The following is a 16,934-nucleotide window of genomic DNA, read 5'->3' as shown; positions in this document are numbered from 1 at the left end:
CGGTATTTCAAACATCAAGGTAACGAATACCGCAAATTGCTTTCAGATAATCAACGGGTTCAGTTTTAAATCCCCCGTTGCTTGCGGCGGTGTTATTCATTTAAACCTGTGAAGACTAGACTAGACTAGACTAGGCTTGGATTGGCATTATTCCTCTAATTACAGGCATCTATGGTTGGTGTCCTATTTATAGTTTTTTGGGGATTTCAACTAAAATAAAAATGAATAAGATGGTGTATATCAAAAGCAAGTAATTATCAGGTGCGCCATATATCTTTTCCTTCGGGGGCAAAGATTATGGCGTCGGTTCAGAAAGCCTGCAAGAGAAAGACAAAAATGTCCATTTCCAGAAGAACATTATTAAAATCCGGTCTGGGTCTTGGTGCGCTGGGCGCTGCCGGCCTCGCCTATAATGAGATTCGAAAAATCAAGACCAATGCAAAGATTGTCATTACAGGCGGAGGCGCCGGTGGTATTAGTATTTCGAACATGCTGTTGCGCTACCTTGATGGGGCAAGCATAACCATTATAGAACCCAGGGGCTTTCACTGGTATCAGCCCGGGCAGACACTTTTTCTTGCCGGATCATACACAGTGCCTGGTGATGTGGTCAAATCAATTGAAAAATACATTGACCGCAGAGTGACCCGTAAACAAGATTCAGTGGTGGAATTTCTTCCGGATAAAAATACTGTGGTTACTGCCGGAGGTGAATCAATACATTATGATTATCTGATTGTTTCCACGGGACTGGAGCTCCGGTACGATATGATAGAAGGCCTGGATGACCGCTTGATTGGAAAAAATGGGATTGCCAGTATTTATCACAGTCCGGAAGCAGGTATTGCCAGCTATCAACAAGCTTACAGGTTTATCAGTGCTCCCGGGCAGAACCAGGCAATATTCACCCGACCTCAGGGGGCGATAAAGTGTGCAGGGGCACCGATGAAAGCGACTAATCTGGTCGAGAGCTTTGCTCAGCAGTCACCAAAACGTGACCGCATAAACTTTCAGTATTTTACTTCGGAATCGTTCCTATTTTCCGTCAAATCTTTTGATGATAAGTTGAAAGAGATTTGGAATCAACGTCAGATAACACCCCATTATGAACATGTGTTAAGTGCACTTGAACCTGAGAAAAAAACGGTAACGTTCTTACTGGCTGATGGGTCAAAAAAGACGCTCGACTGGGACTTTATTCATATTGTTCCGCCAATGCTGCCCCCTGAAGCGGTTATTCAGTCAGATCTGTCGGATCAGGAACAGTACCACGGCTATCTGGAAGTAGATCAATATACTCTGCAACATAAACGCTATCCTAATGTCTTTGGTCTGGGTGACTGTGTTGGGACACCAATTGGTAAAACCGCAGCTTCGGTCAAGTCTCAGTTACCTATTGTGACCAGTAATCTCTGTGCATTACTCAGTGGTGAACCACTTCATGCTGTATGGGATGGCTATACATCCTGCCCCATGATTCTGGATGTCGGACATGCCATGTTGTGGGAATTTAATTATTTACTGGAACCGGTGACGGCGTTGCCCTTTCAGGTTATTGACCCATTAGAAGAAAGCACTTTGGCATGGCGGATGGAGGAAACCCTTCTCTGGCCGGTATATGACATTATGCTAAAGGGTTATACCCCGATTTAAGGAACCTGATGAACCACCCCGAGTTTCCGGGAAGAGAGGGGCAGAGATTCTGTGTTATCCCGGTAATCTGGACTTCAGCAGCCATGAACCATACGCTTCACCAGCCAAAATTATTGTACGTTAAGGCTATTTTTTGACCTCTCTACTTTAGCTGGCCTCAACCGACGAAACTTACCGGAAGCCGGTATCCGGTTGCTTTTCCATATATAATCGCCTGTCAGATTGATGTGTTCCCAGCCTAGCGGGGACAAATGGTAGCTGGCAAGCTTTTTCAGCATCAGGGATGCCGTCACTGTTCCCTGCTTTATCGAGGTCGCCAGACGCAGCACTTCACGCCAGTGAATTTCGATCTCTTTCAGATTCAGGCTGGTCGTTGATATCAGTGACTGAAGCGCCGGGTATTGGTCCGCTTTGCCTTTGATAAACAGCTTCTTGTCGTGGAGATCCCTGATTCGCGGACAGAACGCAAATCCCAGCAGATACATCAGAGCAAAGACATGATCGGTGTATCGGTGTAATGCTCCCTGATTTCCAGGTCGCTTTCGTGGTACAGCAAGCCATCGAGCACATGGGTTGAATCCCTGACTCGACTGATTATGCAGGTGTAAAACGGGCTGTATTGATCCGAAATATGGGTATAAAACTGACGTCCTGGCTCCTGCTCATATTTCGGGTTAACCTGCCCTGCGTAGCGGCCTGAGCGGCCTGTTCTGAAATTCTGTCCATCTGATGATGATGCTGTCCCGTCTCCCCAGAATGCTGCCAGCGGCCTTTTCCCCTGCGCGTTTACCAGCTCTGCAAGGGCGGTTGAATAGGTTTCGTCGCGGATGTACCATGCCTGAATATCTTCGAGTGATGATTTGGTGCTCCCGGGGGGCAGGCTTCTGCCATTTTTGTCAGGCCAAAATTGATGCCATCCGCAAGAATGGTGGTGAGAAGCAGGCGAGTATCGGGACGGGTAATGTCATTTTTTTATATGCGAAAAATGTCGGGTAAACGTCGTCCAGTTGTTTACCTCATCGAGAATTTTCGATATCCAAACTGACCCCTAATAAAATCCATGTAATGATGGCCTGAATATCTTTTCCTCCCCTGCTTAACGATAATGAACTCGTTGTTTAAGTGGGGGATTTAAAGTATATATTAATGTATGTTGTAACTAAATGGATCGGCAATAATGTCACGCTACGATCTGATAGCTCGAATGAATACCTGTTTTACCACTTTGGAATATCATTTGACGGAAATGGTTTCTCTATTTTCTGGTTTCCAGTTACTGGCCGGGAGCGTTTTTGTTTTACCAGACATCCCAAAAGGTAAAGAACATGACCCAATAACCCAGATAACCGTAGCCCCGTTGATTGGTTCTACGGCTTGCCAACTAGGATTGGCGCATTTCCAACGCTTGTTTATCCACCATCATGCAGAATCAATTAGCAGTAAAGCTGCCATTCGCTTGCCAGGCGCGTTGTGTTTTTCTGTCGATCATCAACAATATCAGCAAGCCTATCAGCTGATTGACACCATCAATGCGCTTAAAAAAGAGCTGGAACAGATGATTACCGTTGAATCCGGGCTGGAGCCGGAACAACGCTTTGATTTCGTGCATACCCACTTACGAGGGTTAATCACATTAAGCGTTTATCGAACCATTACGCTGATTACCAACCCCACCTCTGTACGTTTTGGCTGGGCCAACAAAAATATTATCAAGAACATCAGCCGAGATGAACTACTGGAAAAATTAGAAAAAAGCCTAAAAGCTGGCCGTAGTATGGCCCCTTATAGCAAAGCAGACTGGTCAGCGTTACTGGAACAGGAAATAGCGGATGTTAAACGCCTGCCAGAACAAGCGACACTGAAAATAAGACGACCAGTAAAGGTTCAGCCTATCGCCAGAGTCTGGTATCAGGAGCAACAAAAGCAGGTACAACATCCCTGTCCATCGCCATTGATTGTGCTTTGTCAACAAGAGTACGGCGACTCAAGACCAACGATCGGAGAATTAAACAATTACGATGTAGATAACATTCAGTACAAACACAAACCCAAGGCAAAAGCGCTGCGTCTACTTATCCCCCGCCTGCACCTGTATACAGATGAAGATGTATCATAACGGTAATGCATTCGCTATAGACCACAGTTAAAGTGACACTGTCACGACTGTGCTGTTATCCATCCATACGTAAACGTGCAGGTTTACAAATAGAAATGCTGAAGCTGACATCACTCACCGGCGGGGCAGCTTCAGCATGACCTCTATGATTTCAATTTCAGGCTACCGACCATATCTTCGGGACGAACCCATTGTTCAAACTGTTCATCGGTCAGATACCCTAGCTGTAGTGCAGAAGCCTTTAATGTCAGCCCCTCTTTATGGGCTTTTTTCGCAATTTCTGCGGCTTTATCGTAGCCAATATGCGTATTTAACGCCGTAACCAGCATCAGTGAATCATTCAGTAACTGCGTAATTCTGTCGCTATTCGGCTCGATACCCACCGCACAATGCACATTAAAGCTGTTCATCCCATCGGCCAGCAAACGCACTGATTGCAGAAAATTATGAATAATCATTGGCCGGAAGACATTGAGTTCAAAATTACCGGCTGCGCCCCCCATATTAACGGCAACATCGTTCCCCATGACCTGACAACAAAGCATCGTCATGGCTTCGCACTGCGTGGGGTTGACTTTGCCAGGCATAATCGAGCTTCCAGGTTCATTTTCCGGAATGCGTAATTCACCAATACCGCAACGGGGGCCAGAAGATAGCCAGCGTACATCATTGGCAATTTTCATCAGCGAGGCAGCCAATCCTTTCAGTGCGCCATGTCCATGAACCAATGCATCGCAACTTGACAGAGCTTCGAATTTATTCGGTGCAGTCACAAAAGGATGCCCTGTCAGTTCGGCCAATTCGGCTGCCACTCGAGTGGCATATTCCGGATGGGTATTCAGTCCGGTTCCCACAGCCGTTCCTCCCAGAGCCAACTCACACAAATGGGGAATACTATTCTCAATATGCCGGTGACTATGTTGCAGCATGGCGACCCAGCCAGAAATCTCCTGCCCCAGGGTTAACGGAGTGGCATCCTGTAAATGCGTACGACCAATTTTCACAATGTTGCTAAACTGGCCGACTTTGGTGGCCAGCGTCTGTTGTAATGTTCGTAATGCCGGGAGCAAATGTTCAGTTAGCGCAATAACCGCCGCCACATGCATCGCCGTAGGGAAGACATCATTGGAACTCTGGCTCTTGTTGACGTCATCATTTGGATGCACCAACCGTCTATTGCCTCGTTCGCCACCCAGTAATTCGCTAGCCCGGTTAGCCAGGACTTCATTCATATTCATGTTGGTCTGGGTCCCTGAACCGGTCTGCCAGACGGCCAAAGGAAATTCACCAGCATGGTCTCCTGCCAGCACTTCATCAGTGGCCTGAATGATGGCCTTCCCACGCGCCTCCGGTAGTAGTCCCAGGTCGACATTGACTTTCGCCGCCGATCGCTTGGTTTGAGCCAGTGCATACAGCAATGCTTGTGGCATTTTTTCTTCGGAAATACGGAAATGTTCTAAAGATCGCTGTGTCTGCGCACCCCATAGTCGTTCAGAAGGCACTTTTATTGATCCCATAGAATCGTTCTCAATACGTGTAGCTGCCATTATTTTCCCCTTGGATAACGCGTTGATCGAATAGCAGAATCACCGTTACATCGTCTGGTATCGCGGCACATAAAGCATTACCATGATTGCAAACTGAGGTAGTTAATTAATACTCTCTTATTATTAACCGTTTTCATCATAAAAATTAACAATCCTTTTAATAGCAGGAATCCGTTATGCAAAGAATGCTTAATCGCATCCAACACTATGCATGGGGCAGTAAATGTGCATTAACAGAGAAATATGGAATTGATAACCCTGATAATTTGCCCATGGCAGAGTTATGGATGGGTGCCCACCCCAAGAGCAGTTCCTGCCTGGCTGATGAACAAGGACAACAACACAACCTGCGAGATGTGATAGCCCAAGATTTAACCGGCCATTTAGGGGCGGCGGTAGCACAACGATTCGGGGAACTCCCTTTTCTCTTTAAAGTGCTGTGTGCAGCCCAACCACTTTCCATTCAAGTTCACCCCAGTAAAACAGCGTCCGAATTAGGGTTTTCTCGTGAGAACGCGGCGGGTATTCCTTTAGATGCGGCAGAAAGAAATTATAAAGATGCCAACCATAAACCAGAGTTGGTATTTGCGCTGACGCCGTTTCTGGCTATCAACGGCTTTAGAGATTTGTCTGAAATTGCCACCCTGCTACAGCCAGTCGCCAGTGCACACCCCGCCATCACGACCTTTTTGGACCAGCCGGACAACAAGAACTTGTCCATGTTGTTCGCCAGCCTGCTGAGTATGGACGGAGAGCAAAAAGAGAACGCGATTGACGTACTGAAGCGTGTATTAAAAAACCGTAACGATGGCCCTTGGGCGGCCATTCATTACATTATTCAGTTCTATCCAGATGATAGTGGTTTATTTTCACCACTATTGCTGAATGTGGTTACGTTGCAACCGGGTGAAGCAATGTTCTTATTCGCAGAAACACCTCATGCCTATTTGCAAGGCGTAGCATTAGAGGTGATGGCCAACTCCGATAATGTATTACGTGCCGGACTGACGCCCAAATATATTGATATTCCCGAATTACTGGCTAATGTGAAATTTGAACCCAAGCCCGCTGACAAATTACTTACGGTACCAATCAAACACGGTAATGAACTTGATTTCCCTGTTCCGGTCGATGATTTTGCCTTTTCTCTGCATTATCTTGCCGATGAGGCACACGCGTTGATTCAGGATAGCGCAGCGATTGTCTTCTGTATGGATGGAGAAGCGGTATTGGAAAAAGACCGCCAGCAGGTCGTACTTCAACCGGGTGAATCGTGTTTTATCCCGGCTTATGAATCTCCAGTTCAGGTTCGGGGACAAGGATGCATTGCACGCGTCTATAATAAATCATTAACTGCCTGATGTTACTCATCTCCAATTGCATGCATACCCTGGGTATGACAGGTATATTGCACAAAAATCGACTAAAAGGATGTATATAAAGTGACAAAAAAATCATTAGTGGCCGCTGGGATTATTGTTGCGCTTGGTGCCGTCTGGACAGGAGCGTCCTGGTTCACAGGAAAGCAAATAGAAAAAAATGTCGCTAAATTTACCGTCGACCTCAATGCCCGGTTGAAAGAAGCTTACCCGAATGCCGGGTTAGCTATTGTTTATCAAAATTACCAGCGTGGCATATTCAGCAGCCACCTGACGTATGTGCTGCAATCTGACGGATCCGCTAATGGCCATCAACTCTTATCCGCCAGTGATAAAGTGATATTTAATGAAACTATTTCTCATGGTCCATTTCCACTGGCACAGATTAAAAAATTCAACCTGCTGCCAGCCATGGCATCAGTACACAGTGAACTGGCGAGCAGTGATCCCCTGAAACCGTTATTTAAATTAACCAAGAATAAGCCATTCGTCACCGCAGAAACCCGGGTTGCCTATAATGGAGATACCCGCTCCGAAATTGTGTTGATACCTGTCGATTACCAAAGTGAAGAACAGAAGTTTTCTTTCAGCGGCGCAACAGTAGAGGCCGATATCAGCCACGATTTACGAGCAGCTCACGCGGTAGGAACAGTCAGTGGACTGACGATTGAGAAGAAAAACCCGTGGGGACAGACAGAAACACTGAGTATTCAGGGATTGGCGCTAAACAGCGATACACACAAAGGCAAGTTTGATATCAATCTGGGTGATGGGAAAATTACGCTGAAGAGTATCGAGCTGCAAGTTCAAGGTGGCGATCCGGTCACTATCAACAATTTTGTAGTATCCAGCCATATAACAGAAGATCAAACCAATATAGCGGGTCAACTGGCATTGGGTATCGATTCCCTCGTTCTGCGTGATCAAAATCTGGGGTCAGCCAAGATGAACATCAGCTACGACAGATTTGACGGATTGGGTGTGAAACAATTCGCTGAAGATTACCAGAAAAAAGCCGAAGAGCTGATGCAGGTCGACCTGGATCCTGAAACATATCAGCAGCAGATTGCCATGTTGGTACTTCAGCACCTCCCTCAGTTGCTTAAGGGCAATCCCAGCATAAAAATTTCACCTGTCAGTTGGAAAAACGCCAAAGGGGAAAGTACATTTACCCTATCTCTGGATCTGACCGATCCTTTGAAAACAGACACTGCCCCCCAAGCTCAACTATCTGATGAAGAAGCCATTTTCCGTAAATCAGTTAAAAATCTGGATGCGAAATTAAATGTGCCCATAGATATGCTGACAGAATTAATGGTTCAGGTTGCGCCAAAAACGTCAAGTGATGAAGAAAAGAAACAGCTCGAAGCCATGGCCCGCCAGCAAGCGCAACTCATGGCCAGTCTGGGTCAGATGAGCCAGGTAACCGTAACCCAAAACAACGCCATTACCAGCTCACTGCAATACAGTGATGGTATGGTAACCTTTAATAATCAAAAGATCCCGCTGGCTAAATTTATTGCCCCATTCATCACGCAGCCGGAGGGAAATAACATAGAAGAACAGACGCCCAACGCTCAGAAAAAACCCGTAACACAATAACCACCTGATTTCCCCCGTGAACTGACTTTCACGGGGGTTGCTTTAAGTAATATCTACGTAGTGATACCCACTTTTTTCCCAACAAATGGTAATTCGGTGGTGTTTGTTCTTATACTGCACAGTAATTCACTACCAATTGATTTTATTGATAACAAGAGTAAAAAATGATTGATCCGCATATCCCTTTGACGGATATCCACCGCCATCTTGATGGCAACATCCGCCCACAAACTATTCTTGAACTGGGACGGCAATTCAATATTGACTTGCCGGGAAATACCCTGGAATCACTGCTCCCACATGTTCAGGTTACTGACACTGAACCCAATTTACTGAGTTTTCTGCAAAAGCTGGACTGTGGCGTATCCGTGCTGGGTTCGTTGGATGCCTGCCGACGAGTCGCTTACGAGAACGTTGAAGATGCGTTACGCGCCGGTCTGGATTACGCCGAATTACGCTTTTCCCCATATTACATGGCGATGAACCACCAATTACCAATTGAAGGTGTAGTTGAAGCGATCATTGATGGCATCGCTGCCGGCTGCCGCGATAATAATCATGACATCATGATCCGTTTAATTGGCATCATGAGCCGCACTTTTGGTACTCAGGCCTGTCAACAAGAGCTGAGTGCCCTGTTAGCACATAAGGACCATATTATTGCCCTCGATCTGGCGGGTGATGAACTGGGTTTCCCTGGCGAGTTGTTCACCCCCCATTTTAATCAGGCGCGAGATGCCGGTTGGCATATCACGGTACATGCTGGTGAAGCCGCTGGCCCAGAGAGCATCTGGCAAGCGATTAATCAGTTGGGCGCGGAACGTATTGGTCATGGCGTGGCGGCTATCATTGATACCTCACTGATGAAGTATATGGCTGAATATCAGATAGGCATTGAATCCTGTCTGACATCAAACCTGCAAACCAGTACCGTGAACTCGTTGGCAGAACATCCACTGGCGCATTTTCTGCATCACGGCATCCCGGCTACCATCAATACCGATGACCCCGCAGTTCAGGGGATTGATATTGCCCATGAATACCAGATTGCGGCACCACTGGCAGGCCTTTCACCAGAAGATATCCGCCAGGCGCAAGAAAATGGTCTCAACGTGGCGTTTATTACCGATCAGGAAAAACTGCAGATCCGTCATCGGGTTCAGCAGCGGCAGGCATAAACCATATTGAGTATAAAAAAGGCAGGGACGTCAGTTACCTGCCTTTTTATTTCGAATCAAATGTCAATGTGATAAAGCATCAATCTTTCGGAACAAGAGATGAATGGTGGCTGGTGATCAGCCATTCCTTACCATTCCAACCATAAGTGAAAGTGTAACGCGCCTTAGCCTGTGATTTATCACCAAACGTGAAGGTATAGTTCCCCGTATCCAGTGCCTCATTACACCCTACTCTGATCGTTCGGCTGTCAATATGCCCTACCGGCTTGTCATGTAAGAAGTGTTCAAAATAATCAATTCGTTCCGCTGAATTCTTCCGTGCTCTAGATGACAGCGTCGGTAACAGAACCGCATCAGCGGCATAATTGGCATTGACCTTTTTTGCATTACCCGTTTTTAAAGACTGATTCCAGCGATCGAATAATCCGGCAATGGTGTTCTGATCAGTTTGCACACATTGTACAGACTCAGCGGCATAAGCAGATGAGCCAGCGATAACACCTGATATTGCCAATACCAAAAATGTATTCTTGAACATAGTCCCCCCCATTATTTTCAGGTGAATAGATCACCGGTCATAAGCCCCAAAACCAGAAACAACATCGAACAACTCTTCGTCGATAGCACTCTGACGCAATCGGTAAAAATCACTGCTCAGCGTTTCTAAAATCTCACTAATATTTTTTTCTGCACGTTGCATTGCAGTCAAACGACAGATATTTTCACTGGCCAGTGATTCGGCACACGCACGGAATAAAGAAACAAAAAAATACTCTCGCACGAATGCAAACATGGTCCGTGCAATATCCGGCATCACCTCTGGCAGGTTGTTGGAGGGCCAATGTCGACTGGCCATCTCACGGTACCATTCGTCATCCAGTGGCAATAAACGCTGACATATCGGTTCACTGATAGCCCCTGAAATAGAGCGATTGTGAAACAGGTAAACAGGGCCAATTTCTCCCCGTGTTCGCCAACTTTCCATTTCAAGCAAAATATGTCCGACCAGTGAGGTGATCGCACCGATCGAATTAGGTAACTGAAAGTTGGCTCCAACGCTGATCTCGCTGTTGGTCAGACGAGCCTTGATTCGTTCCCCAACGGCCCAGACTATTTTCCGTCCAGGCAATTTCCCCAGCGTCTCGGTAGCAAACGCAACAAGAAGATCATTGAACTGACCAACCAGCCCCTGATCTGAACCGAAAATCACCGCGCCGATGGCACCTTCACTTTCGCGTTTTAACTGACCGGTAACAGCAGGATGCTGCTGCTGACAACAAGCAAGAAGGCCGAGTTGTATTGTTCGATTATAGTCATCCAACGAGCGTACGGCATTCTCATACTGGCTGATACTCGACGCCGCCATGGCTTTCATTGTGCGTACCACAGATTCAAGATCAGTTGCAGTACCAATCTTGTGATGCAGGCTGACGGTGGTATTACTCAAGATCCCCCCTTGATAGCCAGTTCTGGCAAGAAGGCGCTCAGCGCCTGCTCCGCAAGTTGCGTTATCAATGCCTTGTCCGTCTCACTCAGTGTATCGGCCGTCTCTAATTGTGCCGCTAATTCGTCCGACATATCGGCAGCTGCGGCATAAACGGCCAGCTCGGCGTCAACCATTCTAGCTAGCGGCACCCGGTCAAACAACCCGGCAGTCAATGCCAATAAAACAGTAATTTGTACGGGTACCGGCAATGGCGACAATTCCTGCTGCTTAAGACAGGCTCGTATACGCAACCCATGCTCTAGCTGTCGGCGAGTTGATTCATCAAGGCGGGCACCAAAACGGGAAAAACTTTCAAGTTCCTCGAACTGGGCATAAGACAATTTCAAATCACCCGCGACCATCCGATAAGCAACGCGTTGCGCCTTACCACCGACACGTGATACTGATTTACCAACATCAACCGCCGGCAACACACCGAGTTCGAAAAGTACGGGTGACAAGTAAATTTGCCCATCAGTAATTGAGATCAGATTGGTCGGAATGTAAGCCGATATATCCTGAGCCTCTGTTTCAATGATCGGCAAGGCAGTCAGCGACCCTCCCCCTAAATCTGGACTCAAATGGGTAGCACGCTCCAGCAACCGCGAGTGAATATAAAAAATGTCGCCGGGAAAGGCTTCACGACCTGGTGGTCGACGTAGTAACAAGGATAGTTCACGATAAGCGCGAGCATGGTGAGTCAAGTCATCATAAACCACCAGCACATCCCGCCCCTTATCCATGAAGTATTCAGCTATGCTGGTCGCCGCATAGGGCGCGATATAGGCTAACCCCGGTGGGTCATTGCCTTCCGTGACCACCACGACGGTATAGGCCAATGCGCCCTTTTCACGTAGCGTAGCGATGACTTTTGACACGCCGGAAGCACGCTGACCGATGGCACAGTAAACACAGAGGACGTTCTTATCATGTTGATTAAGGATGCTATCAAGCGCAATGGCTGTCTTGCCGGTCTGCCGATCTCCGAGGATCAGCTCACGTTGACCACGACCAACCGGGATCAGCGCATCGATAACCTTGATACCCGTCTGCAACGGTACAGTTACCGGGGCTCGATCCATGATCGGCGTCGCCGGTCGTTCAACCGGCAAGCGAGCACCGCCCAACAGCGGCTCTAACCCATCGAGCGGTCTTCCCGTTGGATCAATGACCCGACCAAGCAACCGCTCACCGACAGGAACATCAACCACATGACCGCCACGTTCGACGAGATCGCCGGCCTGCAATAACCAGTAATTGCCAAGCAGGACAACGCCAATTTCGTCTTCGTCGACATTGAAGGCAATACCCTCAATACCACCAGGAAAATTAAGAACTTCCTCAAAACCCACACCTGGCAGGCCGGATACCTTGGCAATACCGGCCGCAATGCTAGAAATTCGCCCAAATTCATGGGGTTTCAGCTGTGGAGCAAACGCTTCACACGCCGTGTCTATACTGGAGAATGTCTGATCCAGGATATCCCTTAGTGGCTTAGCGCTCATTGACAGCACCCTCTTCCTGAATGGCATTCTGAGCCGTCTTCACGTTGAGTAGTTCAACAACACCGTTTTCCATCTCGGCCAGGTATTCGGCAATACTCCATGCCACCTTTCGCCCATTGGCGCTCAACTCAATACCGCTGACCATTTCTGGGGCCGTTTCAAAACATAACGTCGTTTTAGCGCCAAACAGTTCTTTGACTTGAGTTTCGATAGTCGTCCGGTCTGTGGCTGGCAGCTCAAAAACCGTGCGCACAACAATCGGCTGGGCCGCTACGGGCAAAGCATCTATCAGCTTTTGCTTTTCATCCGTGCTCAAGTTTTGCAACCGAGCCACAAAAACCAAAACCATCCGTGTTTCCAGCGTCACATCAGCCAGATCAACCAATGTTTTGCGAGCAATAGAAAATATCTGTTGTCGCGTGCGGCGGCTGATCTCCTGCTGTAATTCCTGCGCTTCACTTTGCAAACGCTCCTGACACTTAACACTCAGGGCTATCGCCTCCTCACGGGCAGCATCAAGCAGGCGCTGGCGTTCATCATTCGCCGTCTTCTTTGCCTGACTCAGTAATACGGATCTCTCTTTATCAAAGGCCGTATTCTTATGTTGAAACTCGTCGCGGGCCTGCTCCGCTTCCGCTTTCCTGGCATCAGCATCGGCCAGTTCTCTTTCTATCCGTTGCTCTCGTGCATCGATGGCATTAAGTATGGGAAGATAGAGAAAATGCTTCAGCAACCAGACCAGAATCAGAAAATTGAGAACCTGCGCGCCAACGGTGAACCAGTCGATAAGCATGGTCTACTTTCCGGTTATCTGAGTGATGGCATAGTTCCAGAATGGATTGGCGAAGAGCAGAATCATCGACACCACAAAACAGTAGATGGCTACCGACTCGATCATCGCAAGCCCGACGAATAGAGTACGTGTAATGGTTGCCGATGCATCGGGTTGTTGTGCCAAAGAACTGAGTGCTATGGCGACAGCCCGACCTTCACCTAGCGCGGGGCCAATGCTGCCGATGGCGATGGTTAAACCGGCTGTAATGATCGAGACTACCGCAATAACTGTCATGCTATCCATGGTAATTCCTTTCGTTGTTTATGTTTTTACTTCAGAGTCATCTTCTTGATTGGGTGTACGAGCGCGTGTCGCTGCCGCGATGTAAACCGCCGCCAGGATACTGAAAATGTATGCCTGCACCATGCCAGTCAGCAGCCCCAGGGCACTCATGACGATCGGAAAAATAAACGGGGTAATGGTCAGCAGGATGGCAAGGATCATCGTGCCACTCATCATATTGCCAAAGAGTCGGGCGGCCAGAGCCAGAGTACGTGAGAGTTCGCTGATGATATTGAAAGGCAACATGATGACTGTCGGCTTCAGATAGGTGTTCAGGTATTCCCTTGGGCCACAATTGGCGATACCGAACATAGGGACGGCGATGAAAACACAGATAGCCAGTGCCGTCGTAGTAGATAACGAACCAGTGGGTGGCTCGTAACCAGGCACAATGGTGCATAGATTGGCCAAGCCGATGAACAAAAACAAGGTGCCAAGAAAGGCCAGGTACCGGCGTGGATTTGTCAGGCCCACCTCGCCAATCTGCGTGACAATACCCGTCACGATAATCTCCAACAAGTTCTGCCAGCGACTACGCGTGAGCCCGTGCGACAAACGCCGCGTAACGAGATAGGAACCCAGCGTCAACACCAGCATCAGCACCCAGGTATAAACAATGGTGGCATTGATATTGAACCAGCCCCACTGCCAGAAAATAATGCTGTCGGGACTAAGATGCATGATTGTTTTCCTTAATCACGATACTCGGGCGAGTAACCCGTGAGATGACCCATCGAGCCATGCTGAATCCGAGCAGGGCCGCTAGCCAGTTCTGCCAGTCTTTGCCGCAAACCCAATAGAAGCCGGGTAACACAATCATCAAACGTACCAACAGGCTGACGAAAAACCACTGCGCCACACGCGGCGACGACACCGCCCGCTGAACCGTCCACCACAGGCCACCAAAAAATACGACACCAAATACAACACCCGCCAACAACGGCACTAAAACTCCTGAGTCAATCATCGTCGTCAGACTCCTGTTTACGTATTTCCTGACCTTCTTTGACCACCCAACGCCACGCGCTAAAGCACCCCACCATCAAACCAGCAACCAGCAGTGCCAGTGTCCATGATCGTCCACCTGGATATCGGGCATCCAGCCATAGGCCCAGCGCCGCGCCAAGCAGTGTCGGTAACGCCACAGACCAACCGATCATTCCCATCATGCCCAGCCCAGTCCAGACAGTTCGCGTCACATGGCGCTGCGCGTTACGCTTGCGTGCGGCTTTGAGGCCAACCCGCTGGCTAAAATCACTCTTGCCTGAGGAAGGCTTGTCATTTTTATTACTCATGATGCCAGACAGTAAAATGGCGAATAAAACTGCTCTCGAGTTTCGCTAGTACCGAACGCACATTTTTTTCCTGTTCATTCAGCTTCAGAAACTCCTGTTCGATTGCCTCATGGAGCTCCTCCAGCGCCATGCCACCGATGGCATTACGCACGGAAACCAATACTTCCTTACCGGTTTTAACCAGTACGCCTTCGTCAACCGCAAGACAGACCTCGCCCTCGTCCGCAGTTTCATAAACCAGGATGCCGGGCACCAGCGACGAGACGCAGTCGAGTCGGTTTGGCAGCAAACCGAAGGATCCGCCAGGTGATTCAGCGACGATCCGCAACACATCATGTTTCTCAGCGAATACTTTAAAAGGCAGCAAAATCTTAAGCTGCATGTTCGTTATCGACATGTCTATCCTCCGCCGTTTCCTTGATAATCGCTTCGTCAATGGCTCCGATCATATACAAGGCGCTTTCCGGTACATCCTTGAACTCATCGCGCAGGATACGTTCACAACCGTCCAGAGAATCCTCAAGACTCACCTGCCTACCTTTCAGACCAGAGAATTGTTCAGTGGTAAAAAACGGCTGAGTGAGAAAACGCTCCAGTCGACGCGCCCGCCCGACTATCTGGCGGTCTTCGGTTGATAATTGTTCCAGGCCGAGCATAGCGATGATGTCCTTGAGGTCGGCATATTGTGCCAGCGTCCGGCGGATCTCCTGCGCCAACGCGTAATGCCGTTCACCTATATTACCCGGCGTCGCCATTTTTGAGTTTGACTGTAGAGGATCAATGGCTGGATATAGCCCCTCGCTGGACATTTTTCGAGACAGAACAATAGAAGCTGAAAGATGCGAGAAGGTATGTACCGCCGCCGGATCAGTAAAATCATCCGCAGGGACATAGACCGCCTGAATAGACGTGATGGCACCAGTATCAGTATTAGCAATACGCTCTTCCAGTTGAGCTAATTCGGTACCCATAGTCGGCTGGTAGCCGAGCCGAGATGGCATCTGTCCCATCAGTCCAGACACTTCCATGCCAGCCTGAATAAACCGGAAGATGTTATCGACCAACAAAAGAACATCTCGATGTTCATCGTCACGAAAATATTCAGCCATCGTCAACGCGGCATGGCCGACCCGAAAACGGGCACCCGGTGGCTCATTCATCTGGCCAAAAACCATCACCATATTGTTAAGCACACCCGCGACCTTCATATCTCGATAAAGCTCTTCCCCTTCACGGCAACGCTCACCAATCCCACAGAAGATGCTGACGCCCTCATGCTGCCCCACCATGTTGTGGATCATCTCCGTCAACAACACTGTCTTACCCACACCCGCGCCGCCGAACAGACCGGCCTTGCCACCGCGTTCCAGTGGAACCAGAACATCAATAACCTTGATACCCGTTTCAAAAACCGTCGATTGGGTCGAACGATGCTCCAGTGAAGGTGGCGTGTTATGCACACTGCGCCATTGAATGGCTGCCGGGGTGGGAAGCTGGTCGATAGCATTACCAAAGACATCGAACATCCGCGATAAAATTCCCTTGCCAACCGGTGCCAACAAAGGGCCTCCACTATCCACAACTTCCATGCCGCGGGCCAGTCCCTGCGTTGGCGTCAGAGCGATACCTCGCACACGCTGTGCATCAAGTTGCGACTGGATTTCAATAAAAATCTCGCCATCCTTCCCTGCATGCAACAGAGAATGAATTGGCGGTAGTATGGACTGAAAGAAAATATCGACTACACTGCCACGGATTGAAACGATGACGCCTTTATTTAATGAATTATCAATACTTGTCATACACTTCTCCTCGGCCCAGTATTAGTCTAGTGCAGAATCGAGGGATTTGTGACATGACGGGAAATCAGAGCGCGCTAATCGATGGAAAAACATCATGATTAACGCGCTCTGAATGCTTCAGCTTATTTCAGGCAGGCATCAGCAACCTAATGCCAGGCCAGGAGTGACGATCAGAAAGGTAGAGGGTAGATAACCACCTCGATGACCACGACAAATAGCTTTGTCTAAAAAGGCAGACGGAATCAACTGTCGCG

At 48.4% G+C, this 16,934-nt stretch carries 16 protein-coding genes and 1 pseudogene; 5 read left to right on the top strand and 12 right to left on the bottom strand.

Going from position 1 to position 16,934, the window contains the following annotated elements:
* The first annotated feature begins 297 nt into the window (after window positions 1-297).
* Complete coding sequence (locus PCO85_10995; protein ID WJV55865.1) at window positions 298-1,653, top strand: FAD/NAD(P)-binding oxidoreductase; 1,356 nt, start codon at window positions 298-300, stop codon at window positions 1,651-1,653.
* A 110-nt stretch (window positions 1,654-1,763) separates the two neighbouring features.
* Here PCO85_10995 and PCO85_10990 read toward each other — a convergent pair.
* Window positions 1,764-2,689, bottom strand: a pseudogene (locus PCO85_10990) (Tn3 family transposase).
* A gap of 141 nt (window positions 2,690-2,830) precedes the next feature.
* Between PCO85_10990 and tus the strand changes: the two are divergent.
* Window positions 2,831-3,769: a DNA replication terminus site-binding protein gene (gene tus, locus PCO85_10985; protein ID WJV55864.1), complete on the top strand. Its 939-nt coding sequence runs from the start codon at window positions 2,831-2,833 to the stop codon at window positions 3,767-3,769.
* 143 nt (window positions 3,770-3,912) lie between these two features.
* Here tus and fumC read toward each other — a convergent pair whose 3' ends face one another.
* The gene (fumC, locus tag PCO85_10980) at window positions 3,913-5,316 is read right to left on the bottom strand and encodes a class II fumarate hydratase (protein ID WJV55863.1); all 1,404 of its coding nucleotides are present in this window, start codon (window positions 5,314-5,316) and stop codon (window positions 3,913-3,915) included.
* A 176-nt stretch (window positions 5,317-5,492) separates the two neighbouring features.
* On the opposite strand from fumC, the gene manA reads away from it, so the two are divergent.
* From manA to add, 3 genes are all read left to right on the top strand, one after another.
* The gene (gene manA / locus PCO85_10975; GenBank protein ID WJV55862.1) at window positions 5,493-6,677 is read left to right on the top strand and encodes a mannose-6-phosphate isomerase; all 1,185 of its coding nucleotides are present in this window, start codon (window positions 5,493-5,495) and stop codon (window positions 6,675-6,677) included.
* Between the two features lie 81 nt (window positions 6,678-6,758).
* The gene (locus PCO85_10970) at window positions 6,759-8,297 is read left to right on the top strand and encodes a YdgA family protein (GenBank protein ID WJV55861.1); all 1,539 of its coding nucleotides are present in this window, start codon (window positions 6,759-6,761) and stop codon (window positions 8,295-8,297) included.
* A 164-nt stretch (window positions 8,298-8,461) separates the two neighbouring features.
* Window positions 8,462-9,475 carry an adenosine deaminase gene (add, locus tag PCO85_10965; protein ID WJV55860.1) on the top strand — a complete coding sequence of 338 codons (1,014 nt, stop codon included), beginning with the start codon at window positions 8,462-8,464 and terminating at the stop codon, window positions 9,473-9,475.
* 79 nt (window positions 9,476-9,554) lie between these two features.
* On the opposite strand, the gene PCO85_10960 is transcribed toward add, so the two are convergent.
* From PCO85_10960 to atpD, 10 genes are read right to left on the bottom strand one after another with little or no spacing between them, the layout of a single operon-like run.
* Window positions 9,555-10,013, bottom strand: a complete 459-nt coding sequence (locus tag PCO85_10960) for an SgcJ/EcaC family oxidoreductase (GenBank protein ID WJV55859.1) — start codon at window positions 10,011-10,013, stop codon at window positions 9,555-9,557.
* Between the two features lie 30 nt (window positions 10,014-10,043).
* Window positions 10,044-10,922, bottom strand: coding sequence for a F0F1 ATP synthase subunit gamma (locus PCO85_10955; protein WJV55858.1), 879 nt, complete (start codon window positions 10,920-10,922; stop codon window positions 10,044-10,046).
* Window positions 10,919-12,466 carry an alternate F1F0 ATPase, F1 subunit alpha gene (locus PCO85_10950; GenBank protein WJV55857.1) on the bottom strand — a complete coding sequence of 516 codons (1,548 nt, stop codon included), beginning with the start codon at window positions 12,464-12,466 and terminating at the stop codon, window positions 10,919-10,921. Before PCO85_10950 ends, PCO85_10955 begins: the two co-directional genes overlap by 4 nt.
* Window positions 12,456-13,259 carry a hypothetical protein gene (locus PCO85_10945; protein ID WJV55856.1) on the bottom strand — a complete coding sequence of 268 codons (804 nt, stop codon included), beginning with the start codon at window positions 13,257-13,259 and terminating at the stop codon, window positions 12,456-12,458. Before PCO85_10945 ends, PCO85_10950 begins: the two co-directional genes overlap by 11 nt.
* Window positions 13,260-13,262: 3 nt before the next feature.
* The gene (locus tag PCO85_10940; GenBank protein WJV55855.1) at window positions 13,263-13,544 is read right to left on the bottom strand and encodes a F0F1 ATP synthase subunit C; all 282 of its coding nucleotides are present in this window, start codon (window positions 13,542-13,544) and stop codon (window positions 13,263-13,265) included.
* 18 nt (window positions 13,545-13,562) lie between these two features.
* Window positions 13,563-14,264, bottom strand: a complete 702-nt coding sequence (locus PCO85_10935) for a F0F1 ATP synthase subunit A (protein ID WJV55854.1) — start codon at window positions 14,262-14,264, stop codon at window positions 13,563-13,565.
* A complete protein-coding gene (locus PCO85_10930; protein WJV55853.1) occupies window positions 14,254-14,550 on the bottom strand; it encodes an ATP synthase subunit I in 297 nt (98 codons plus the stop codon). Before PCO85_10930 ends, PCO85_10935 begins: the two co-directional genes overlap by 11 nt.
* Window positions 14,543-14,878 carry an AtpZ/AtpI family protein gene (locus PCO85_10925; GenBank protein ID WJV55852.1) on the bottom strand — a complete coding sequence of 112 codons (336 nt, stop codon included), beginning with the start codon at window positions 14,876-14,878 and terminating at the stop codon, window positions 14,543-14,545. Before PCO85_10925 ends, PCO85_10930 begins: the two co-directional genes overlap by 8 nt.
* A complete protein-coding gene (locus PCO85_10920; GenBank protein ID WJV55851.1) occupies window positions 14,871-15,275 on the bottom strand; it encodes a F0F1 ATP synthase subunit epsilon in 405 nt (134 codons plus the stop codon). Before PCO85_10920 ends, PCO85_10925 begins: the two co-directional genes overlap by 8 nt.
* Entirely contained in the window at window positions 15,250-16,680 is a 1,431-nt protein-coding gene (gene atpD, locus PCO85_10915; protein WJV55850.1) for a F0F1 ATP synthase subunit beta, read from the bottom strand. Before atpD ends, PCO85_10920 begins: the two co-directional genes overlap by 26 nt.
* Window positions 16,681-16,934 lie beyond the last annotated feature (254 nt).

Source organism: Prodigiosinella aquatilis (genome assembly GCA_030388725.1).
Taxonomy (GTDB): domain Bacteria; phylum Pseudomonadota; class Gammaproteobacteria; order Enterobacterales; family Enterobacteriaceae; genus Prodigiosinella; species Prodigiosinella aquatilis.
Note: the sequence above shows the minus strand (reverse complement) of the source record. Positions and strands in the feature narration are given on the sequence as shown.